The organism is Nitratireductor sp. ATLC21 (genome assembly GCF_057196525.1).
In genome coordinates this window covers 1-19,204 of record NZ_JBXUOU010000002.1, presented here as the reverse complement: position 1 = coordinate 19,204, position 19,204 = coordinate 1, and the positions used below count along the sequence as shown (strand labels likewise).

The window sequence follows — 19,204 nt, the reverse complement described above, 5'->3', positions numbered from 1 at the left end:
AACATCAGCTCATTCACGATCCGCCCCGACGGCTGCAGGACCGCATCCTGCTCGATGGGATTGCAAAGGGAGAGCCGACATCATCCCTTTGCGCGAAGCCGGTGCCGCAACACCGGCCGGGTCCAGGGCACTGATGCCCTGGCCGTGGTTGCAAGGGGCGCGGAAGCCCTTTGCGCGATGGGTTCAGGGAGAGCCGCCGTCTCCCTGAGCGGGATGCAACGCCGCACACGTTGCCCTCAGCCGGGCCGGGCTCGATGCCCGCAAGCCGCGCACCATCGGTGGCGCTGCCCGGCTGACTGCAGCGCTTGGGTGCAAAACGTCCCCTCAGGACGGATTCGCCTTAGCGCCTGCCACTGGGGGGTCCGCGGGGGATGTGAAATCCCCCCGGCAAGGTTGGCGTGGTAGTACCACGCACACCTTGTACTGCTCTTTAATGGGAATTCTTCCCCTACTATTCAATATAGCAGAGAAGATTGTTGATATGGAAATGTATCTGCAGAAACACTGATACTATAATTGGGATGTACATTACAAATACTTTCCGTCCCAACGCGGATTTCACGCGGAAACGAACGTGAACGCGCGCGGAAAATGACGGCCGTCATCACCGGGTTTATGCGCGATTTTTGCGATGCTCATCACAAAAATGCGCAGCCCGCCAATGGAGGCCGGCTCTATGAATTTCATTTCTCCACGCGATTCTTCCAGCAAACCGACGCGGGACACCTACGGCCGTTTCCAGCAGGCGTTTGAGCATTTCAACAGGACGCTGTTCGACGGTACGCTTCCCAATGCGCTTATAACTTTGCAGCGCCGCAAGGGCAGCTTTGGCTTCTTTGTCGCCGATCGGTTCCACAACCGTGAAGGCGCGGCCGCTGATGAGATTGCCCTGAACCCGGCCACATTCCGCGAACGGCGGGTAGAGGATATTCTCGCCGTTCTCGTGCATGAGATGGTTCATCTCTGGCAACATCATCATGGCCTGCCGGGGCGCGGGCGCTACCATAATCGCGAATGGGCAGCAAAGATGCTGGCAGTCGGTCTACAGCCGACTGATAACGGCGCGCCGGATGGCAAGGCCACCGGCGAGACGGTATCGCAGATCATCACGCCCGACGGCTTGTTCGCGAAGGAGGCGGCGCGATTGGTCGACCGCGGTTTCCTGATCACCTGGCACGACGCGCCGGCCTCGTCTGCAGATAGCGCCCACGGCACTGGCGGCGAGGAAACACCAACCAAAAGCGGGAAGCGCGTGCGCTATTGTTGCCCGAAATGCGATCTGAAGGCGTGGGCGAAGCACGGCGCGACATTGGTATGCGGTGTTCACATGACCGCTATGGCTGCTCGCGGGCCGGATGCCCTGTCCTCATGATCGGAAGAAAAGATGCGTTTAGAAACAGACCAGCGGTCCATAGCGTCTTTCGGCAACCCCACGCTCGACCATCGCGCACGAAAGATCGCCCTGCTCGCCCGCGCAACGCGCTACCGTTCGACCGTACGCATCGGTATCAACGGGCCTGCACGTCACCTGACTACGCGTTAGCGCAACCAGTTCATCACGGGCTGCGTGCGGATCACCCGGAACGCACCGGCGACCTCCTCGACAATGGCCGGGCATTTCTGGAGCGTCGATGCCGGCGAGCCTTATTCGAGTCCCCGCGCAGTCAATGGTATCGCCATCTATGACGTAAGGCTGGCTGCACACAATATCTGCGCCACCCTCCATTTTGCGTTCCGTGAAAGCGATAACAAACAAACCGGCGCCCGCGAGCAAGGCATATAGAGCATTGCGAGCGGTGCGGCGGTTTCCGCGCCAGGTCTTACGCTTCTTCTTTCTGAACTGAACGATCCTTCCCATAACTCTTTCGGCTAATACCGGCATCAACAAAGCTTCAGGATAAAGGCGCCACAGCGGAATCGCACGTTCTTTATGTTTTCCAGAATTGCGGAAATGGGCGCTTACGCGCCCACCCCCTCGGGCTGTTCCGCCTTCTCTTCCGCCGGCGTCCGGAGGACGATGCGGCCGCCATTGGTAGGGATCAGATCGAGCTGCAGGGTCAGACCCTCACCATCTTTATGATCCCAGGCGGCGCCGATGCGGGTCCAGAAGGCCTTCTCTCCCCTTTCATCCACGTACCAGGCGATGAGGTCCGGGCTGCGCGCTTCGGTTTGAGCCTTACGGTTCTGTGCGGTGTTGCGTGTCATTGCGGTCTCCTTTCGTTGTCTGTTTCCTCGACACGCTGACCGTCAGAGCGGGCGGATGAGCCGGCGGATCATGGCGGCCTTGCGGGAGGGGGATCACCCGCGTTGCAGCGAGGCACGAGCGAAACACGGGGAAACCCGCACGGCCCCCGCAGGGCGTCAGGCCTTGATCCGCCGGCGCGCGCGCTCAGGTTCAAGCGTTCTCAGTCGAGGGAACTGACGGCGAAAAGGTGAACAGCCGGCGCAATCCGCCACCGAACCAACGGCCCACCAACGCCAGATCGGCCCACGAGCACGAACGGATGTCAGAGTAAGCTGGCCACAAGATCCTGCGGTCGCCCCGTACATCGTCGAAGATGGCGAGGGGCTGACGTTAGCTCCGCCCCCCCAATTGCTGACCTTGCCGAAACGCCGCGCGGAATGTGCGCGGAAATGGCCTTTCAGGTTGCGGCACAATCCGCCCCTCAGCAAAGGGAGCCTCCGATGGTGCGATCCGTGAACGACACTGAAATCCGGCTGATGGTGCCGCACGACCTGGTCGAATGGATCAGGGCAGAGATTGAAGCCGCACCGGGCGACGAGTGTTACCGGGAAGCCTTCGATGAGTTCGTGCGCCACGTCCTGCAGCAATACCGGCTACACGGTCGCGCCCATGGTGTCACGATCGAAGTCAGCCAATCGGTCTATCGCGCGGCCCGCAGGCTTGAAGCCGAATGCGATCTACCGATCGCCGAAGCGGAGACACGCGCGGTTGAATGCGAACCGGACGGGCTGGCGTCAGAAGCGCGGCATTGGTGGGCGGTCTGGCGCTTTCTAATGGAAGAGCTGGCGCAGCACCCGCACGACCGGGTCTCCATCAAACCCGATCCAGAGCGCACCGGCGATTCCAGCTGACAAACGGGAGCCTGCCTATGTCCTTCCTGACCGATTTCACGCGTGATATTCCCCGCGGCGTTTCCACGCGCTTCCTGAGCGAACAGACGGTACCGCAGGCGCGCTGGCTCGATCCGGCGGCGATCATCGGTGCCGCACCTCTTGCCTATGATCCGGATGCGGCCGGACGTAAGATCATGATCGGCGCGATCGGCGATCGCCTGATTGGGATCGATGACAACCGGCATATCCTAACCTGTGCCGGATCGCGGACCGGAAAGTCGGTGACACTTGTCGCAAACCTATTCTTCTATCCCGGCAGTGTGCTCGCGCTCGATCCGAAGGGCGAGCTTGCCAATCTGACGGCGACGCGTCGTGCCACGCTGGGGCAGGACGTCTGCGTGCTCGACCCTTTCGGCGTCTGCGGCGATCACGTCGCGCCTTATCGGCGACGCTACAATCCGCTGGCTGTTCTGCATCCGAGGAGCCGCTCGGTCATCGAAGATGCGGGATTGATCGCCGATGCGCTGGTTGTTCCTGCCGGGCAGGACCCGCATTGGGATGAAAGCGCCCGAAACCTGATCGAAGGTCTGCTGTTGCATGTTGCGACCGCGCCGGCATTTGAAGGACGGCGAACCCTGGTGACGATGCGGGCCTTGCTGCGCGATGCCTTGCTTGCCGACGATGATGATGAGGATTTCTATGCGCTGGAGCGCGCGATGCTGCGCCACGCGCAGATATGCGCGCGTGAACCGGCAACGGCCGATCTTGCCAATGCGATCGAAAGCGCGGCGCGGGAATTCTATGAAAAGCCGGACAAGGAACGGGCCAGCGTTTTGTCGACCGCAAGGCGCCATACGAAGTTCATTGACTACCAGGCGATGCGGGACGTGCTGTCAGGCCATGATTTCGATCTGAGCGACCTGAAGCGGCACGCGAAGACGGTATATCTCTGCCTGCCCGCGAGCCGGATGGGGTTGTGTAACCGGTGGCTGCGCCTGTTCGTCAATCAGCTCCTCGATGCGATGGAGCGAGAAAAGACGCGGCCACCGGCACCGGTGCTCGCGTGCCTCGATGAGTTTCCGGTGCTGGGACATATGCGCCAACTCGAAGACGCCGCGGGCCAGATCGCTTCATTTGACGTCAAGCTCTGGGTCTTTCTGCAGGATTGGGGTCAAGGCAAAGCGCTGTATCGGGACCGGTGGGAGACCTTCGCTGGCAATGCCGGCATCCTCCAGTTCTTCGGCAATAATGATCTGATGACGATGGAGTATGTGTCGAAACGCCTGGGGCAGACGACGGTGAGTGTCACGCGGGACGGCGAAGTCGGGCCGGAGCAGAGCGCAGCGGGGCTGTCCGGTCGCTCGCAGAGCATCGAGCTCCACCCTCTTCTGACACCTGAGGAGGTCGCGCGGCAATTTGCCCGTAGCGACCGGCTCAAGCGGCAGCTCGTCATCTGGGCGGGGTATCATCCCATGATCCTGCAGCGCGTCGAGTACTTTGACCGCAGCGGACCGCTCTATCGGTTTCTCGAACGCTGAATCGAACCTGGATGCGGTGCCAGGTCATCGGCAGTCTGTGCCATTTTCTTGTAAAGAAGCCGGCCGACCGCCGGATTGTCAGCGACCTCGAATGCCAGCGTCGCGGCGGTTCGTCCCTTCCGATCGCGGGCGTGGTAGTCGCATTTGCCGGTCGCGATCAACAGCTTCAGTACCGCGCGCGCATCATAGGCGGCAGCATAATGAAGCGCCGTCAGGCCTGTCTCGGGCTCGGCGTAATTGATCTGATCGAATCCGCCATCGAGATGCTCGCGCACGCTGTCTACATCCCCTTCCTTGACCGCGAACAGGAATGTCTGCGGAGTCCGCATCCTGAAGCTGTTAGGCGGGTTAGCCATGAACGGGCTCCAGGCTGACATAGTGCCAGAAGTTGCTCTGCGCCCAGCTGGCAATGAGTTCTGCGGGTGCTTTGTCCTCGCGCGTGCCGCCAGATGTCGTTAGCGTGTCATCCGGTGCGATCAGCGTATCCTGCTTCAGTACATAGAGCGCCACGGGGCTCTTCCGTCCCTGCTCCTTCTCTGCATAGAGCAAGATCTCCATGCGGCCCGCGCCGGAGAGCCGATCGCGCAGGAAGATCGCCTTCTGACGTCCATCGATATCGATGATCCAGGCATCTTCGGTAATGCGTCGCAGGCTGTTGCTCTTGAGGAATGCATGCAGGGCGGCTCGATCATAGTGCTGCGCCTGCGCGTTGGTGTTGTGGCTCGCGAGCACAGCCGTCTGCGTGCCGTCGACCGGCGCAGCGATCGATAGATGACGGTACACGACACCGCCGCGCGGACGATTGCGCGCGGCATGGTAATCGCCTGCTATCGGATCGCTGTGAAGCTTGGCCGCGATCTTTGACTCATCAAAGAATTCTGACAGGCCGCGCAGGAACGGTAGCGGCGGTGCCGCTTCCTGCAGCTCGTCACGATCGAGATATCCGATGCTCTCCAGATAGTCCGCCAGCACCTGCAGCCGCTCTGTCTGCACGACGGATTGTCCTGATCCGAAGCGGCGCAGGGCTTCCGCCAAGCTCACCTCTTCGTTCCTGGCCAGGAAGTCGTCGGTCACGACTTTGGAATAGAGAATGTCCTCGGCGATCTTGGCCCACGTCCGCGCCCGCCCATTGATGCGCGCCCGATAGCGATAATCGAACATCCGGTCGCGCAGGCGCCGCAACGCAAAATCGCTGAACTCCATTTTTCCCCCGTTTCGGACACGCGCGGAAAGCGCGCGGTTCTGCCTGCTCACCAGGCCGTACTCTGCAGTCATTCAGCAATCAGCTCAAGTACAGCGGAGACGGCGATAATGGAAACGATCCGGAAGCTCTTTGAAGGCGAACCCAAAACCACGGAAACGCGCGACGAGCATGGCCAACCCGTCTACCACATCCGCGCGAAGGCTCTTACCCCATTACGGGCGAAGATCGCCGACGCGATCGCCTTCCTGACCGGGGTCTGGTTCGTGTTCGTAGCTGTCAATCTTCTGATCGTAGAAGACGGGAGCCTGTTCCATTGGCTGATCGCGCTGCCGGGCGCGTTCTTCATCGGGTGCTATGCCGGAACGGAGGCGTCCTGTTGGATGCGGCAGCGGCGCAGCTTCCGGATCGACGCACGGCATTTCGCGGTGCGGCAGGGCTGGCAGTGGATCTGTTTTGATCGAAACCTGCCGCACCGTTTCGCTCTGGTGCAGCATCCGAAGGCCGAGAACGAAAAGCTGCGTCACGAATATGCGCGGCAGAAAGCGGCTATCGGGCGGCGCGCGGTGATGCCCCACCCCTATTACGGGCGGTCATTCATCATCGTGCTGGAGCAGCTCGGCGAACGGCATGCCCTGATGAGCGTCTATGATCGCGAAGTGGCGCTCGCCATCGTCAACCGGCTGCAGGCGGTCGACGAGGTCGTCGAAAGCCGGCTCAAGAAAAACCGCAGCGCCGCTCTTTCCCCGGCCGATCAATGGGGTCAGCAGCCCGGCGACCTGCCCGCGAACATCATCAGCTTTGATGCCTGGCGGACTGACCGTCAAACGATAGAGGAGTGAGCAACATGCACGAGCATTGGCAAAGGGAGGCCGGGCGCCTCGGTTGGAATCCGGGAACACGTGCCGGCTATGAAGGGTATCAGGAGTATTTGAGCAGGCAGAGAAGGACCTCTCCAGGAGGAAGCGGCCGACCCTCACTGGGATCGCTGATCCTTTTCGCGATCCTTCTATGCATTCTCTTTGGCGCGGCGGCTTGAGGCCGTGCCAAATGCGGCGGGCGCCCGCGGCGCCCGCCGCAAATTTTCAGCCTGCTGAGCCGCCCGGGCAAGCCCCGGGCGGCCCTTTTCTTAAGCGGCAGCACTGACGGTCTCGGCCTCCTGCAGCCCATGCAGATAGTCCGCAGCGCGCTGCGCATGCGCGGCGGCGCTGAAGATAGCGCGTTTATCGTCCTTAAGAACCTTCAGCCACGATCCGATATAGGCGGCATGATCGGGCCGGGTCTCCGGGGTCAGGTCGAGGTCAGCCGCAAGGAAAGCCGCGCCCAGTTCGGCGACAAGCTCTTCCATGGCGTAACCCTCATCGCCCCAGCGCTTGCGGCCGAAATCTCGATCCAGCCGACTCTTGTGCCGGGTCCAGTGGGTCATCTCGTGCGCCAGGGTGGCGTAATAGGATTCTGCGTCGCGGAAAGCCTCGAAAGGTGGCATTTGCACGCGATCTTCACCGATCATGTAATAGGCCTGATTGCCTCCCGTGCGGATATCGGCACCGGTCGCGGCAAAGAATTGTTCGGCGCGTTCATTGCGTGCCACCGGATCAAGCACCGGCTCCGCCAAGGCATAATAATGCGCGGGCAGCCCCTCAACCTGCTCGGCATTGAAGACGGTATAAGCCTTCATGAAGGGAATTCTCTGCTCTTCATCCTCGCCGGTGGTCTCATTGGTTTCGGTGCGGGTGATGGTGTTCGCATAAACGACCTGCGATCCCTTTTCGCCCTTTCGGACCTGACCGCCCAGCTCCTGCGCCTGCTTATAGGTCAGCCAGAGCGGCGCCGCGAAACCGCGATCCATCGCCGCGCCCCAGAGCATCAGGATATTGATCCCCTGATAGGGCACGCCATTGGCGCGCAGCGGACGGGAAATCCGCCCAGCGGCATGCTCGGCGTTCCAAGGCTTCAGCCACGGCCGCAGGCCCTTCTCCAGTTCGGTGACGATCTGATCGGTTACTCGTTGATAGATATCGGTTTTCATTGCCTTTCTTCCTTGTCTAGTGGGTTGCGCATGCAACCCGACTAGCCACGCGGCAATGAGCGGGGGAGCGGCTGTCAGGACCGCCGCCGGGGTAAGGGGGATCACCCGGCCTGCACAAACGCAGTGCGGAAGGCCGGGGAACGCCCCGGCGGCGCCCGGAGCGCAGCGCAGGGCTTGGTCTTGACGGCCCGGGGACCGCAGGTCCCCATCAAAAGAAATGGAAGCGCGCCTAAGGCGCCCATGTAAATGCGTGTCGGCAGGAGATTATGGGAAAGATGGGAGCCTCAAGGAATGTCGCCTGCCGCCAGACTGAGTGGTGAGGGGCTGTTGCCTCGGATACGACGCAGACGGACGTCGCAAACGAAGTCTCCCTCCAAATCAGGCTCAAGATTGGTTGCCTTTGGTCGGTCTATCGGCGCCAGAACCCCACAAGAAGCCGAACAAAAATCTGGAGACGCAATCGGCGATTGTGATAGCGTTTCAAATCTGGGGAATTCTAAGGTAATACAACTGATTGGGCGCTTATACATCTTCGCGAAGTCAATAAATAGAAAGGTTCAAGACCGAATTGCCAAACGATTTGTAAAGTAACACCATCTCGATCTGGTAATTGGACTAGGGCAGGCGCAACAACTAATCAGGGACCGGTTGGAACACTTCGGGATAACAGATGAAAATGCCTAAGAGCTTGAGCAATCCTTCGTTTCGTCGCTTGAGGTTGCGGAGTGACGATGGCGAATAGCTCATTCAGACGGCAAGGGGGACGCCGAAATGTGGCAGGTGGAAAAATCGCTCGCCGAACATGATACAGATGTACCGGCGCCGAGAATTGCCGAACTCTTGGAGTCGGCCTCATGGAAGCACGCGCTATTCACCACTTACGCCCTTAGCCTGAGCTATTTCGAATCGGAAGTGTTGCGGCCCCTCCTTAGGGTCGGCTGCGATGACATCTGGCTTATCAGCGACGCGGAGGGCTATCGATCATCGCTCCTGGAACGCCGTTCTGCCCACATCGGCCAGGAATATCGGCTGATACCGGCAGCGCTTCCCCACGGAGTCTTTCACGGGAAATGTATCTACCTCGCCAGTGAAGATGACGATCTGCTGTTGATCGGAAGTGGCAATCTAACCTTCGGCGGGCACGGTCGAAATGCCGAGGTTTTTGAGGCGCTTATGCCGTCCGGAGCTGCCACCGCGTTTGAGCAATTTGCGACCTTCCTCGAAGCGATAGGATCGCGGCCGGACATTCTTCTCGCACGCCGGGACTGGGTAGATGAATTCGCGGCCCGAGCGCGGCTAGCAGCACGGCGTGGTTTCAACGATGAGATGGCACCAACGCTCGTTCACTCGGTCGAGGAGCCCGTGGTGAACCAGCTCCCAACGCTGCTGGGTGGGCTCGGCCCGTGCCAGCAAGTGACCGTCATGTCGCCTTACCACGACCCGGACGGCAGCGCAGTGGAGAAGCTGACCTCCTCTATGGGCGCTTCCGGAGGAACCGTCGCAGTCACCGCTAGCAAGGAAAGTCCATTTCCGTTTTCTGCGGCAGCCACTTGGTCTCGTCCAGTTACTCCGGTGAAGCGGGTAAAGCCGTTCAAGCGTTTCGTCCATGCCAAATGGTACGAATTTGACTATCAAAATGCCCGCGCCCTACTCACTGGCAGCATAAACGCAACCCGGAAGGCACTCACCACCACGGACAACGTCGAGATCGGTGTCTTGAGACTGTTGCCCCCCGACAGCCGCCCGATTGAATGGGTGCCGACGCCAGAACCCAGTTTCGAGGCACAATCGCAATTTCCTTCAGGTCTCGGTTCCCACGAGCTCGTCTATGCGAGCTTTGATCGTGCCGAGCCCGATCGTTTGCGCGGGCAAATCATATCTTTGCAGCCGCCGGAGGGACTATGGCATTTGCGACTAGTGACCTCCGACGGAGACACCTTTTCTCATGATTTAACTGTCGGCGCCGACGGCCGTTTTGACCTCCAGGCGGCGTTTCTTGAAGCACTTTCTCAAATCCCGGCACTGCAAGTCTTGTTGACCATGGGCGTCCGGCAAGCGCGGGGCTGGGTGCATAACGACATGCTGCTCGGCATGAGCGCTCGCAGACGGCTTACTGCGGGGGCCCTTAGCCGGCTGATGCGCCGAGAGGCATCGGATGACGATATTCAAGCGCTTCTTGATTACCTTAGCAATCAAGCCGAGCAGCACCTGCGATTGTTTAACCTCCCTATTTCGGCCCACAGCGGCACCGAAGGAGATAGCACCGCAGCTGAAGCATTGATAACCGTCAGTCTTGATCAACTCGCGCCAATAGAAAAAATCGACGGCGTGGCGAGGCCTTTGGGAATGACCGGTCAGGCTGTTGACGATCAATTCAACGCCGCCATGGCGCAACTGCGGCGTATTCTCTTAGGACACGGAAAGCAGCGCCAGAAAGCCGCCGAAAACCGCAGCGCTGTTGATCGGGAAGATGATAATCCTGAGGGGAGCGACACGCGCACACCCGAGCAGGTTGCTGAAAGCCTTGGGCTGATGGATTTCGAGGATGCCATCGAAGACATGATCAAGAATGCCAGTGGTCGTCCCAGCGTACGTGATGGCCTTCTATCAATGCTGCTCGAAGTGAGTATGGCCATGAGGCTGTACCGTCTAGACGACAAAGACGGCGCGTTTGAATTTCTGACCGCCTGGTTCCACAAGGCCTGCCGCTTGAGTCGAGCTGATACCCAAAACAAATCCGCACTTCAGCAGCATGTCATCACCGCCGCAGCGATCCTGTATATTCTGGAGACCCTTGTAACGAGGCAGAGTGCTACTGCCATGGAGTTGCACGATTCTCTGGAGCGCTTTTTCGAAGGCTCCGTTGACAAGGAATATGCAAAATCATGCCTTGTGTCAGACCCGCATGCCGGGTTCGCGGGAGGCCTATTGGCCGACAGCGACGATGTTGATTTAAACTTCGTCCTAACAGAGATCCTGGAAACACGCACAAGGCGGCAGCAACTGGAGGACGCGCTGACACTGGCACTAAGCGGTAAGGCAGTGCCGTCCGATTGGGAAGTCTTTCAAACACCGCTCGGTCAGCGGCTCTTGGAAAAATTACAGGCGCCGCACCCGGAAAGACGGGTCAGACGTGCACCACCTGGTTACAGGGCATGCGCCTTCGACTGGATGCAATTTGCCGTGCAAGAGGCAGCTCAGTTCGACTCTCAGAGGATCGGCTTCTGCATACAATGCAAGAAATTTACGGTGAACACGACGCCATGACAATTGTCCTTCCCGCATCCGCTTTCTTCCTGCCGCCGCGTTCCGGCGCAAACAATGGCGTGGATTTCTTGGGCCTGCGCCAGCCCAACCTCGACATGATGGCTGATCTCATCCCTTCAACCAACAACGTAACGCAGCACATTCGACCGTTCTCATTGTTGTGCTGGATATTCTGGAAGTTTCATGGGTTGTGCGAGGAAGCGAACATTGCTGATCCCAGCAACAAGGACCTCACGGCTTTCCGTGAGCGAATTGAGGTTCTCTTCACCTGGGGCGCTCGTTTGGTGAACTATCCCGGCATCCCAGGGAAGCAGGCCGAACCGCCGGCGGGAAACGGGCCGCACCCCTTAACTTTTGCCGATTGGCACCGCGTGCAAAGCAGTACCAGTCTCATTGCCGCCCTTTGGTATGGTCCGGCTGCTAAGGCGGTTACTGGCTTGGGCTTCCTTCTGCCGGTTCCCCGTAGAGCGGAATTTTATCGAACAGTTGAGCGAGGTATTGACCTTGCAAAGGCACTCGATAGGCTTCTTCGGGCAAACCAGGCGCTCTACGACAGGCTGCTGGGCGCCCTCGAACCAGTCGTGGCAAGCGAGGAGGATGCCCTGGCGCTATGGGAGCTGTGGAGCCCAGATGTCACTAGCGAAGACGAGCAGAGAGCTTTTCGAAGCGCATTGTTCTCCGAGGCAGCCGTCGGAGACTACAGCTCGCTGATTGGCAAGCGAAGCAGCACACTAGCACTCGCCCGGCTCCACATCGATGTCACAGGCACGCCGCTGTCAGCGGATGCCATACGGCGGGGAATGTTCTTCTCGCAGACGGAGGGTGGCGACGTTTACAAGGTCCCTGACAATCTCGCCGAGGCTCATCAGAAGTGGGTCACGCTGCAGGTGCGACAGCTGCAGCGGTATGCTTTAGAGAATCTGCTTTCCTGGTGTGAAGCGCGGATTCTCAACGATCACCGAAGCGACATGGAAGCGCTTGCGGACGACTTACTGCGCGAATGGCAGGTCGACGAAAACCCGCTTAAGGAAGCGCAAAACCTGGCTGCAGCGATTGGCCTGCTGGATGAACAATTCGATTCCCTTGGGGGCTTCATCGAACAATGCCGCGCTGGCGCGATTCCGTCGCTCTTCTCTCTCATCGGAGAAATCGCGACTACTTCAGGACGGCAGGAATCCCGGTCGGCGATGTTTTGCATGCAGGGTGCCTTGCTTTGCGCCGCATTTGCCGGATGCTTGCCTGAGGACGTGCCTGAACTTCGGTTAGGCGGTTCATCTCGAATATCGCTATTCCATCTCCGCAAGCGGCTGCTGAAGCTTGGTGAAACGCCTCTGCGCGAAGCATTCAAGTTCCTGCTGGAGACGATGACCATCAGCCAGCATTTCGCGACTGCAGTTAATCGGTTTGACGGCGCAAATCAGCGGCTGCGCCTTGCGATTGAGGAATCGGGGCTCTGTTCCTTGGTTAACGCGCCCTGGACCCCGAACGTCACGGAGGATCGCCTGCCAACCCTGCTTTCCCTCGCCGCAGGCTGTGGGATTCTTAGCAAGACGGAAGACCAGTTTTACGCGGTGTCAGCCTGACCGTGGTCCACCAGGCTAACGGAGTTTCGAGCGTTTCACTTTGACGCTATCACTAACTGCATCGGGCCTACAGCCTGTCAGTGGATCGTGTGAGTTGGAGGGAACGTATATTACATCTCAGAGAGCGCTGCTTCGAGCAACCGCACGCGCGAGGAGATGGCTGCCCTGACGCTTGAATGGACGCCCTCGGCAAAGTCACCCGGCATCTGGGCGAGCGCCAGGTCGGGCGCCGCTTCGGTAGCCTCTAACACCTCGGTAATCACCCGTTTCATGATGGCAGGTCCAATGCTCGCCTCCTTTCCCGTCTGGACAAAGTGCCGCCCGACTATATCAACGATGCGGTATCTGCGGTTCCGGCCAACTGACATGGCCATCTTGTATTTGCCGTGCGGAATCTGGTGCGCATCAAAGGCAGGCTGCGCTGACAGCACGTCATAGAACGGGGTGAGCTGAAAACCTCCGCCCGGTCTCAGGAAGATGCTGAAGTTTTTCGCGTGACCGTCGGTCGCGCCAATCAGCCAGAAGATGATCTGGCTTTTAAAGAAGTCTGCTTGATCACGTGCCGGTTCGTCGCTGGCTCGCAGCAGGGAGACGATATCAACGATGCCCGGTCCATTGAGGTCGCCGGCATTCGCCTGGTATTTGCGTGAAGGTGGGACGCCGAGCGCCTGACAGAAATCCTCCTGCGGTAGCCGAAGCAAGCGACCGTCTGGCAGCCACTGACGGTCGAAGCGCTCCACGACCAGAACACGGCGTTCGCCGAACGTAACCACTTCCGTCTGATTGACGGGTAGCCCGAAAGCTTCCATGAGCTTGAGGCAGTAATGCTCGTTGTCGACGCTCGCCGCCATGTCGATAACGCCGAACGCAGTGGGGATTTCACCTATTTGCGGCTTGAGGATGTGGGTGGTGGGCGTTGTCCCTAGGGGGCGCATCCACTGCCCTTCATGGAAAAGCAGCGCCGTCTTCTCCTGCGCGCCCGCAACCGATATCCGGAATTCATGCTCTGGATCGATGCCGAGCGGCGTACCGCCAAGGTTCGCCAGTATCTTCTCGATTTCAGTATCGGAGACCGGCTCGCCACGTATTTCCTGACCCGTATCGGGCGGCGCGTCATACGGTAGAAATTGCATCGCGCCGACGCAGTCGCGGCCGATCTGCTCCAGCAGGCTGTAGGCATCTGTTCCTGCCGCACCGGTACGCTCGGCGACCCTGCGCCTGACATTCACGTTGTCGGGCAGCAGGTTGTCAAACACCGCCACAACCGGCTCTCCGCGGTGTGTGGCCTTGCGCAGGGGAAGTGAAAGTGAGACCGCAAAGCTATGCTCCCAAGCCAGCCAGTCTGCATCGTACTGGAAGGCGATGGCGCCACTCGGCTCTTTCTCCAGCCGACCTACCAGCCGGTTGTTGATGAGCACGTTCAGGGGGGTATGTGTTTTGCGGCGCGCCATATCAGAATATGTCGCCTATTGATTTTTCGGAGCCCGTGCGGCGCGGCGCCAGCTGAATTTCAAGATCGAGAGCTGCAAGCAATCCGAAGATCGTTTCGAGCTTCGTCCCCTCTTTCCCGTTCTCAACATGGGAAACCGTCTTTTGCCCCGTGCCCGCAAGATCGGCGAGCTCCTGCTGCGAAAGATTGCGCCGAACGCGCTCGTTGTGAATAAGGGTACCGAGTTGCCTTGCGGATCGAACCATTTGCATGTGTGTGCTCCCTGATCCGGATTATACCCTGCAGGGGATTAAAATGCAATATGCCTTCCAGGGTATAACAAAGAATTATCCCTTTCGGGGTATAAGTCGTTAATATACCCCGTGGGGAATAGAGGCTATTTCAGCCCGCACAAGCGCAATTATGTGAAAGTGCGCCTGCAGCGCTCACCAGACCCATCCCAGTTCAAATACCTCGATAGCTTTCCAGAAGCTGGCTGTCTGGCGTCGTAGAATCGGCTCTGAAGAAGGGCATAATACCCGCACTTTTCACATGGCCTTGCCACATATTCGCCACAGGCAGAAACGGGTCGAGGCGGAGAATCGAGGGTTTCTGCGGGTTACAGCGGGTTCAAAAAGGACGCCAAATGTGGCGAATTTTCCTGATTATGTGAATGAAAATGACCGCTAAGTGATTGATTTTAAAGTGGTGCCCAGGGACGGAATCGAACCGCCGACACGGGGATTTTCAATCCCCGAACGATCTTGTGTAAACCACTGTTATTCTTGAATAATATTTCTGTCTTTCTCCCGCCGCCACATATTTGCCACACAGAAACTGGTGATAAGGGGAGATTCTCGTTTTTGTCGCGAAATTTTCTCCACTTTACTCGTTTATTCCGCCGCCATCGGTGCGGCTTCAGATAATTGACTAGCGATCAAGTTGGCACGCTCAGCACGTTGATCATGATGATCGATGAACAGATGCCCGTAGACGTCAAACGTGATCTTGACGCTGGCGTGTCCCATCAGCGACTGAATTTCCTTCGCCGTCGCGCCGTTGTGGATTTCCAGCGACGCCCGCACGTGGCGCAGTGACTTCAAAGGATATCTCGGCTTGTTGTTCGCATCGACAATGCCGCATTTCCTCTGAAGCACGTACCAGCCACGATTGGTGATATTGGCGTGACTTTCGACCCCGCCATTCCCGTTCGGGAATACGAGCCCCAGTTCACCTTCCGGGCAAAAAGGCTTCCAACTGCGCAGTGCATCCATAACGATATCCGGCATAGGAATAGTCCGGTAGGCCGATGCCGATTTTGGTAAACCGATCTCCCCTGTCTCCGTGGCGTCTTGTGTCACGGTGATGGTGCCCTCGTCGAAATCGACATCTCTCCATGGTAGCCCGATAACCTCGCAGGGGCGCATGCCGGAATAGGCTAGCACCAGGAAGAACGGGGCATAGCGGCGCCAGGCTTTGGCCATGGATTGATTGTGGCCCTTGCGCAGCTCCTGCGCCTTCGTCAGGAGCTTCCGCACTTCGGCGAGATTAGGAATGGCCATGCTTTCCTTCTTCTCGTGACGCTGCGAGATGAGAATAGCCGTGTTCTCCGCCGGATCATGCCGAAGATGGCCATCGCTGCGCGCCTGGGAGAGGATGGATTTGAATGAGGTCAGGATCTTCTTCGCGTACTTGCGCGAGTAGCGCGCCAGCAACTCGTCCCTGAACTGATCGCAGATTACGGGTGTCAGTGTGTTCAGGCGCCGACCGCCGATAAACTCCTGAATAATATCCGCATGTTCCTGATATTTGCGCAGGGTTGACGCTTCGACCGGCTCGCGCCCTTTGCGCCCGGTGGTCTCACAGACCTTCAACCAACGCTCAGCCGCTTCGCTGAGGCTAATGGTGTCCCGGTCATGCACGAAATCAGAACGTCCCAACGTCGAGAGAAACGCGTCCGCGTCTTTGCGCCGGGCGAAACTTTTATAGCGCGCCTTCCCGCTCGCCGGGTCATGATAACGCACCTGCCAACTGGGGCCCGTTGTCCCTTTTCTTTTCCTTATGTCTGCCATGATCCAAGAATCATCCAATAATGCGAATCATGAAGCAAGTACAAACTCACAAAACCGAGTTATTCTCCGCTTCCATCTGTAAATCGTTATAGATACGCACGAGGGTCCCTTTTTCGATTCTCAGCGTACCGTCTATGGGATCGACAAAGAACGGAAGCCTCCTGCGCCCCTGCGCATCCTTTTCAGCCGCACGTCGGATTTGGCGAAGGGTCAACTCCACCCCCATATTTGCCAGCACCTGACGTGCCTGTTCCACGCCGATATATTGTGGAGGCAGTTTCATGCCCAACCTCCCTAAAAAGCCAGTCAAATCAGAGCGTATAGTGGTCCGCCGCACAGTTGTAGGGACCGCGTTTGGTCACCTTCGTCACCGCACTGCCGCCGGCGTTCCGCGGAACGACCGGCGCGCCGTTCCCGTCAGTCGGATTGATGTACATCACCAATCCGCGCGAATGGCGGATACCAAAATCTTCCTCGATTTCATGAAGAGCTTCAAAAATGGCCTGCCGCAACTCGGCAAACGTCAATTCACCCGTAAAACGTAATTGCATAGTAATACCATAATCTGTCTCCGAATACTTTAAGTATACCGCACTTTTGTGACTCCCAGCAACAAAGGCACCCCTGGAGCCCGCAGAAACCCTAGGCTTTGCGGCAGATGCACTATGGGCCGCCGTTAGGATTCGAGCGCCAGAATTCCCCAACACAACCCAGCCGCGATCGTAATCACAGGTCGCTTCCTTTCAGCCCGTCCCGCCACCGGACCTTCTTCCGGATGATGATTGCGGGGAGCCGGCAAGGCCCCGATGGGCGGGGCCGCACTGAAAGGAGAGGACCATGTCCGAACACTTCACGCCGGCTGACCTGCCGTTTCGTTCCCTGGCGGAGCTCTACCACCTGCACGCCTGCCTGCAGCGCGACTTGGCGCAAACGCCTACCGACAGCACGGCCTACGGGCAGCTGCTGGCTGATCTGCATGCCATACAGCGAATGATCCGCTGCAAGCTGGCAATGCAGCCACGCTTCTAGCGCCAACCGGACCGCGCTTGCGCGGGCCGGTTTTCCGCGTGCTTTCCGCGCGGTTTGCCTGCTGCGTATGGGCTCACCATTCCTTGATGACAAAGCCAGCGCATACATCAGTCAAACCGGCGGAGCGGGTCACATTGGACCAGTTGCTCGAAATGTTCGTCCGCGATCTTGCGCAAAGCTGCGCTGAAGCGGATTATGAGGCATTCCAGAAGATTTCGGACAATCATTGCCGCCGCGATGGCGGCACAAAGGATTCCCGATGAGCAATGCCGTCATCTATGCGCGCTATTCAACCGACATGCAGCGCGAAGCCTCGATCGAGGATCAGGTCAGGCTTTGCGAAGCCCGCGCCCGTTCCGAGGGCGCAAGCGTGCTGCAATGCTATAGCGATCATGGGATTTCCGGCGCCAGCCTCATGCGGCCGGGCGTGCAAGCTCTTCTAAAGGACGCGCGCGAAGGGCGGTTCAACCTGGTCGTCGCCGAAGCGCTCGATCGCCTCTCACGCAACCAGGCAGACATTGCCGCGATCTTCAATCAGCTGAGCTTTGCCGGGGTGCGCATTTTGACGCTTGCCGAAGGTGAGATTTCAGAGCTGCATATTGGCCTCAAGGGCACGATGAACGCGCTCTTCATCAAGGACCTTGCTGATAAAACCCGCCGCGGGCTCAGCGGACGCGTTCTGGCCGGCAAGTCCGGCGGCGGCAATAGCTACGGCTATGACGTCGTCAAGCGCTTCACGGCCGACGGCGAACCCATCAGGGGCGATCGACGCATCAACGCACAGCAGGCGGCTATCGTTACCCGCATCTTCACCGAGTACGCCAATGGCATCTCTCCACGCGCCATCGCAAAGCAACTCAATGCCGAGCAAGTGCCGGCACCCGCCGGCAAAGGCTGGGGACCCAGCACGATCCATGGCAACCGTCAGCGCGGTACGGGCATCCTGAACAACGAGCTCTATATCGGCCGCCTCGTCTGGAACCGCCTGCGCTATATCAAAGATCCCTCCACCGGCAAGCGCGTCTCGCGCCTGAACCCGGAAGAGCAATGGCTCATTCGTGAGGTACCGGAGCTTCGCCTCATCCCACAAGAGCTGTGGAACCGGGCCAAGCAGCGGCAGATAGCGCTCGATGCCAGTGACAGCGGCAAGTTCGCCCCCAAATTCTGGGACCGCAAACGCCCGCGCTATCTCCTGACGGGTCTGATGCAGTGTGGCTGTTGCGGCGGTGGCTTCGTCAATTTCAACAAGGTGTATATCGGCTGCGCCAACGCCAGGAACAAAGGGACCTGCGCCAATAAGCTGACGATGCGCCGCGCTGATCTGGAAGACACGATTTTAAATGCTCTCCAGCATCGACTGATGGATGAGCGCCTGACCAAAATCTTCTGCGAAGAATATGCGCGCGCGATGAACCGGCTCCACGGGCAACGCTCCGCGCAGCGCGAAGGGGACAGGAGCAGGCTCAGCAAGATCGATCAGGAACTCGACCGGCTCGTCCGGGCAATCATGGATGGCGTCCCGGCAAGCCGGGTGAAGGAGAAGATGGCGGAACTGGAGGCGGAGAAGGAGAAGCTGGAAGCCAAGCTCAGCAACGAATTGGAAGACAAGATCCGCATCCATCCCAACATGGCGGGCTACTACCGGGAAAAGATCGCTACACTACGCCCCGCACTCACAAACGAGGAGCGGCGTCCTCAAGCTGTCGAAATCATCCGACAACTAATCGACCGGGTTACCCTCACCCCGGACACGGCCGGCAAGAAACTGGAGATTGCCCTTGAAGGCCATATCGCCGGCATCCTGAGCTTCGCCACAAACGCAAAAGCGCCGCTCGATGAGAACGACGCCTGCGTACAAGTCACAAAATTGGTTGCGGGGGCAGGATTTGAACCTGCGACCTTCAGGTTATGAGCCTGACGAGCTACCGGGCTGCTCCACCCCGCGTCAACTTATTTGCGTTTTCTTGCCTGTTTTCAT

General features: G+C 58.8%; 20 protein-coding genes, 1 tRNA gene and 1 pseudogene. 9 read left to right on the top strand and 13 right to left on the bottom strand.

Annotated elements, in window-relative coordinates:
* Window positions 1–676 precede the first annotated feature (676 nt).
* Window positions 677–1,372, top strand: coding sequence for a SprT-like domain-containing protein (locus AC2CHD_RS07840; protein WP_484553264.1), 696 nt, complete (start codon window positions 677–679; stop codon window positions 1,370–1,372).
* Between the two features lie 18 nt (window positions 1,373–1,390).
* Here AC2CHD_RS07840 and AC2CHD_RS07835 read toward each other — a convergent pair whose 3' ends face one another.
* The gene (locus AC2CHD_RS07835; RefSeq protein WP_484554207.1) at window positions 1,391–1,618 is read right to left on the bottom strand and encodes a thermonuclease family protein; all 228 of its coding nucleotides are present in this window, start codon (window positions 1,616–1,618) and stop codon (window positions 1,391–1,393) included.
* On the opposite strand from AC2CHD_RS07835, the gene AC2CHD_RS07830 reads away from it, so the two are divergent.
* Window positions 1,607–1,783: a hypothetical protein gene (locus AC2CHD_RS07830; RefSeq protein WP_484554255.1), complete on the top strand. Its 177-nt coding sequence runs from the start codon at window positions 1,607–1,609 to the stop codon at window positions 1,781–1,783. The two genes, AC2CHD_RS07835 and AC2CHD_RS07830, sit on opposite strands and share 12 nt — an antisense overlap.
* Window positions 1,784–1,959: 176 nt before the next feature.
* Here the strand turns inward: AC2CHD_RS07830 and AC2CHD_RS07825 are convergent, their stop codons facing one another.
* Window positions 1,960–2,205, bottom strand: coding sequence for a hypothetical protein (locus AC2CHD_RS07825; RefSeq protein ID WP_484553263.1), 246 nt, complete (start codon window positions 2,203–2,205; stop codon window positions 1,960–1,962).
* Between the two features lie 480 nt (window positions 2,206–2,685).
* On the opposite strand from AC2CHD_RS07825, the gene AC2CHD_RS07820 reads away from it, so the two are divergent.
* Together AC2CHD_RS07820 and AC2CHD_RS07815 are read left to right on the top strand one after the other, a co-directional pair.
* On the top strand, window positions 2,686–3,096 hold the full coding sequence (locus AC2CHD_RS07820) for a hypothetical protein (protein WP_484553262.1): 411 nt from the start codon (window positions 2,686–2,688) through the stop codon (window positions 3,094–3,096).
* 17 nt (window positions 3,097–3,113) lie between these two features.
* Complete coding sequence (locus AC2CHD_RS07815; RefSeq protein ID WP_484553261.1) at window positions 3,114–4,616, top strand: type IV secretory system conjugative DNA transfer family protein; 1,503 nt, start codon at window positions 3,114–3,116, stop codon at window positions 4,614–4,616.
* On the opposite strand, the gene AC2CHD_RS07810 is transcribed toward AC2CHD_RS07815, so the two are convergent.
* Window positions 4,595–4,972, bottom strand: a complete 378-nt coding sequence (locus AC2CHD_RS07810) for an ankyrin repeat domain-containing protein (protein ID WP_484553260.1) — start codon at window positions 4,970–4,972, stop codon at window positions 4,595–4,597. The two genes, AC2CHD_RS07815 and AC2CHD_RS07810, sit on opposite strands and share 22 nt — an antisense overlap.
* Window positions 4,965–5,819 (bottom strand): hypothetical protein, encoded by an 855-nt coding sequence (locus AC2CHD_RS07805; RefSeq protein WP_484553259.1) that lies wholly within the window; start codon window positions 5,817–5,819, stop codon window positions 4,965–4,967. Before AC2CHD_RS07805 ends, AC2CHD_RS07810 begins: the two co-directional genes overlap by 8 nt.
* A 108-nt stretch (window positions 5,820–5,927) precedes the next feature.
* Here AC2CHD_RS07805 and AC2CHD_RS07800 point away from each other — a divergent pair, with 108 nt between their 5' ends.
* Entirely contained in the window at window positions 5,928–6,659 is a 732-nt protein-coding gene (locus AC2CHD_RS07800; RefSeq protein WP_484553258.1) for a hypothetical protein, read from the top strand.
* Window positions 6,660–6,946: 287 nt separating this feature from the next.
* On the opposite strand, the gene AC2CHD_RS07795 is transcribed toward AC2CHD_RS07800, so the two are convergent.
* Window positions 6,947–7,846 (bottom strand): ArdC family protein, encoded by a 900-nt coding sequence (locus AC2CHD_RS07795; RefSeq protein WP_484553257.1) that lies wholly within the window; start codon window positions 7,844–7,846, stop codon window positions 6,947–6,949.
* Window positions 7,847–8,617: 771 nt separating this feature from the next.
* Between AC2CHD_RS07795 and AC2CHD_RS07790 the strand changes: the two genes are divergently transcribed.
* The gene (locus tag AC2CHD_RS07790; protein ID WP_484553256.1) at window positions 8,618–11,113 is read left to right on the top strand and encodes a hypothetical protein; all 2,496 of its coding nucleotides are present in this window, start codon (window positions 8,618–8,620) and stop codon (window positions 11,111–11,113) included.
* Window positions 11,080–12,696, top strand: coding sequence for a hypothetical protein (locus tag AC2CHD_RS07785; protein WP_484553255.1), 1,617 nt, complete (start codon window positions 11,080–11,082; stop codon window positions 12,694–12,696). The genes AC2CHD_RS07790 and AC2CHD_RS07785 overlap by 34 nt, the downstream gene beginning before the upstream one ends.
* A 110-nt stretch (window positions 12,697–12,806) precedes the next feature.
* Here the strand turns inward: AC2CHD_RS07785 and AC2CHD_RS07780 are convergent, their stop codons facing one another.
* The 5 genes from AC2CHD_RS07780 to AC2CHD_RS07760 all read right to left on the bottom strand — a co-directional run bounded on the left by AC2CHD_RS07780 (window position 12,807) and on the right by AC2CHD_RS07760 (window position 16,748).
* Window positions 12,807–14,147, bottom strand: coding sequence for a type II toxin-antitoxin system HipA family toxin (locus tag AC2CHD_RS07780; RefSeq protein ID WP_484553254.1), 1,341 nt, complete (start codon window positions 14,145–14,147; stop codon window positions 12,807–12,809).
* Window position 14,148: 1 nt separating this feature from the next.
* Window positions 14,149–14,397 carry a helix-turn-helix domain-containing protein gene (locus AC2CHD_RS07775; RefSeq protein WP_484553253.1) on the bottom strand — a complete coding sequence of 83 codons (249 nt, stop codon included), beginning with the start codon at window positions 14,395–14,397 and terminating at the stop codon, window positions 14,149–14,151.
* Between the two features lie 621 nt (window positions 14,398–15,018).
* The gene (locus AC2CHD_RS07770) at window positions 15,019–16,197 is read right to left on the bottom strand and encodes a tyrosine-type recombinase/integrase (protein ID WP_484553252.1); all 1,179 of its coding nucleotides are present in this window, start codon (window positions 16,195–16,197) and stop codon (window positions 15,019–15,021) included.
* A 46-nt stretch (window positions 16,198–16,243) separates the two neighbouring features.
* Window positions 16,244–16,480 carry a dCTP deaminase/dUTPase family protein gene (locus tag AC2CHD_RS07765; RefSeq protein WP_484553251.1) on the bottom strand — a complete coding sequence of 79 codons (237 nt, stop codon included), beginning with the start codon at window positions 16,478–16,480 and terminating at the stop codon, window positions 16,244–16,246.
* A 28-nt stretch (window positions 16,481–16,508) separates the two neighbouring features.
* Window positions 16,509–16,748, bottom strand: a complete 240-nt coding sequence (locus AC2CHD_RS07760; protein ID WP_484553250.1) for a hypothetical protein — start codon at window positions 16,746–16,748, stop codon at window positions 16,509–16,511.
* Between the two features lie 286 nt (window positions 16,749–17,034).
* Between AC2CHD_RS07760 and AC2CHD_RS07755 the strand changes: the two genes are divergently transcribed.
* Both AC2CHD_RS07755 and AC2CHD_RS07750 read left to right on the top strand, forming a co-directional pair.
* The gene (locus AC2CHD_RS07755; protein WP_484553249.1) at window positions 17,035–17,226 is read left to right on the top strand and encodes a hypothetical protein; all 192 of its coding nucleotides are present in this window, start codon (window positions 17,035–17,037) and stop codon (window positions 17,224–17,226) included.
* A 259-nt stretch (window positions 17,227–17,485) separates the two neighbouring features.
* Window positions 17,486–18,517 (top strand): annotated as a pseudogene (locus AC2CHD_RS07750) (recombinase family protein); the annotation flags it as partial.
* Window positions 18,518–18,562: 45 nt separating this feature from the next.
* Here AC2CHD_RS07750 and AC2CHD_RS07745 read toward each other — a convergent pair.
* From AC2CHD_RS07745 to AC2CHD_RS07735, 3 genes are all read right to left on the bottom strand, one after another.
* On the bottom strand, window positions 18,563–18,847 hold the full coding sequence (locus AC2CHD_RS07745; protein WP_484553248.1) for a hypothetical protein: 285 nt from the start codon (window positions 18,845–18,847) through the stop codon (window positions 18,563–18,565).
* 99 nt (window positions 18,848–18,946) lie between these two features.
* On the bottom strand, window positions 18,947–19,084 hold the full coding sequence (locus tag AC2CHD_RS07740) for a hypothetical protein (protein ID WP_484553247.1): 138 nt from the start codon (window positions 19,082–19,084) through the stop codon (window positions 18,947–18,949).
* A gap of 10 nt (window positions 19,085–19,094) precedes the next feature.
* A tRNA-Met gene (locus AC2CHD_RS07735) sits at window positions 19,095–19,171 on the bottom strand.
* Between the last annotated feature and the right edge of the window lie 33 nt (window positions 19,172–19,204).

What these genes read in the sequence shown, in the direction of transcription:
- AC2CHD_RS07840 (WP_484553264.1), top strand. Translation starts at nt 677, where the DNA reads ATGAATTTCATTTCTCCACGCGATTCTTCCAGCAAACCGACGCGGGAC.
- AC2CHD_RS07830 (WP_484554255.1), top strand. Translation starts at nt 1,607, where the DNA reads ATGGCCGGGCATTTCTGGAGCGTCGATGCCGGCGAGCCTTATTCGAGT.
- AC2CHD_RS07835 (WP_484554207.1), bottom strand. Translation starts at nt 1,618, where the DNA reads ATGCCCGGCCATTGTCGAGGAGGTCGCCGGTGCGTTCCGGGTGATCCG.
- AC2CHD_RS07825 (WP_484553263.1), bottom strand. Translation starts at nt 2,205, where the DNA reads ATGACACGCAACACCGCACAGAACCGTAAGGCTCAAACCGAAGCGCGC.
- AC2CHD_RS07820 (WP_484553262.1), top strand. Translation starts at nt 2,686, where the DNA reads ATGGTGCGATCCGTGAACGACACTGAAATCCGGCTGATGGTGCCGCAC.
- AC2CHD_RS07815 (WP_484553261.1), top strand. Translation starts at nt 3,114, where the DNA reads ATGTCCTTCCTGACCGATTTCACGCGTGATATTCCCCGCGGCGTTTCC.
- AC2CHD_RS07810 (WP_484553260.1), bottom strand. Translation starts at nt 4,972, where the DNA reads ATGGCTAACCCGCCTAACAGCTTCAGGATGCGGACTCCGCAGACATTC.
- AC2CHD_RS07805 (WP_484553259.1), bottom strand. Translation starts at nt 5,819, where the DNA reads ATGGAGTTCAGCGATTTTGCGTTGCGGCGCCTGCGCGACCGGATGTTC.
- AC2CHD_RS07800 (WP_484553258.1), top strand. Translation starts at nt 5,928, where the DNA reads ATGGAAACGATCCGGAAGCTCTTTGAAGGCGAACCCAAAACCACGGAA.
- AC2CHD_RS07795 (WP_484553257.1), bottom strand. Translation starts at nt 7,846, where the DNA reads ATGAAAACCGATATCTATCAACGAGTAACCGATCAGATCGTCACCGAA.
- AC2CHD_RS07790 (WP_484553256.1), top strand. Translation starts at nt 8,618, where the DNA reads ATGTGGCAGGTGGAAAAATCGCTCGCCGAACATGATACAGATGTACCG.
- AC2CHD_RS07785 (WP_484553255.1), top strand. Translation starts at nt 11,080, where the DNA reads ATGCAAGAAATTTACGGTGAACACGACGCCATGACAATTGTCCTTCCC.
- AC2CHD_RS07780 (WP_484553254.1), bottom strand. Translation starts at nt 14,147, where the DNA reads ATGGCGCGCCGCAAAACACATACCCCCCTGAACGTGCTCATCAACAAC.
- AC2CHD_RS07775 (WP_484553253.1), bottom strand. Translation starts at nt 14,397, where the DNA reads ATGCAAATGGTTCGATCCGCAAGGCAACTCGGTACCCTTATTCACAAC.
- AC2CHD_RS07770 (WP_484553252.1), bottom strand. Translation starts at nt 16,197, where the DNA reads ATGGCAGACATAAGGAAAAGAAAAGGGACAACGGGCCCCAGTTGGCAG.
- AC2CHD_RS07765 (WP_484553251.1), bottom strand. Translation starts at nt 16,480, where the DNA reads ATGAAACTGCCTCCACAATATATCGGCGTGGAACAGGCACGTCAGGTG.
- AC2CHD_RS07760 (WP_484553250.1), bottom strand. Translation starts at nt 16,748, where the DNA reads ATGCAATTACGTTTTACGGGTGAATTGACGTTTGCCGAGTTGCGGCAG.
- AC2CHD_RS07755 (WP_484553249.1), top strand. Translation starts at nt 17,035, where the DNA reads ATGTCCGAACACTTCACGCCGGCTGACCTGCCGTTTCGTTCCCTGGCG.
- AC2CHD_RS07745 (WP_484553248.1), bottom strand. Translation starts at nt 18,847, where the DNA reads ATGGATGCGGATCTTGTCTTCCAATTCGTTGCTGAGCTTGGCTTCCAG.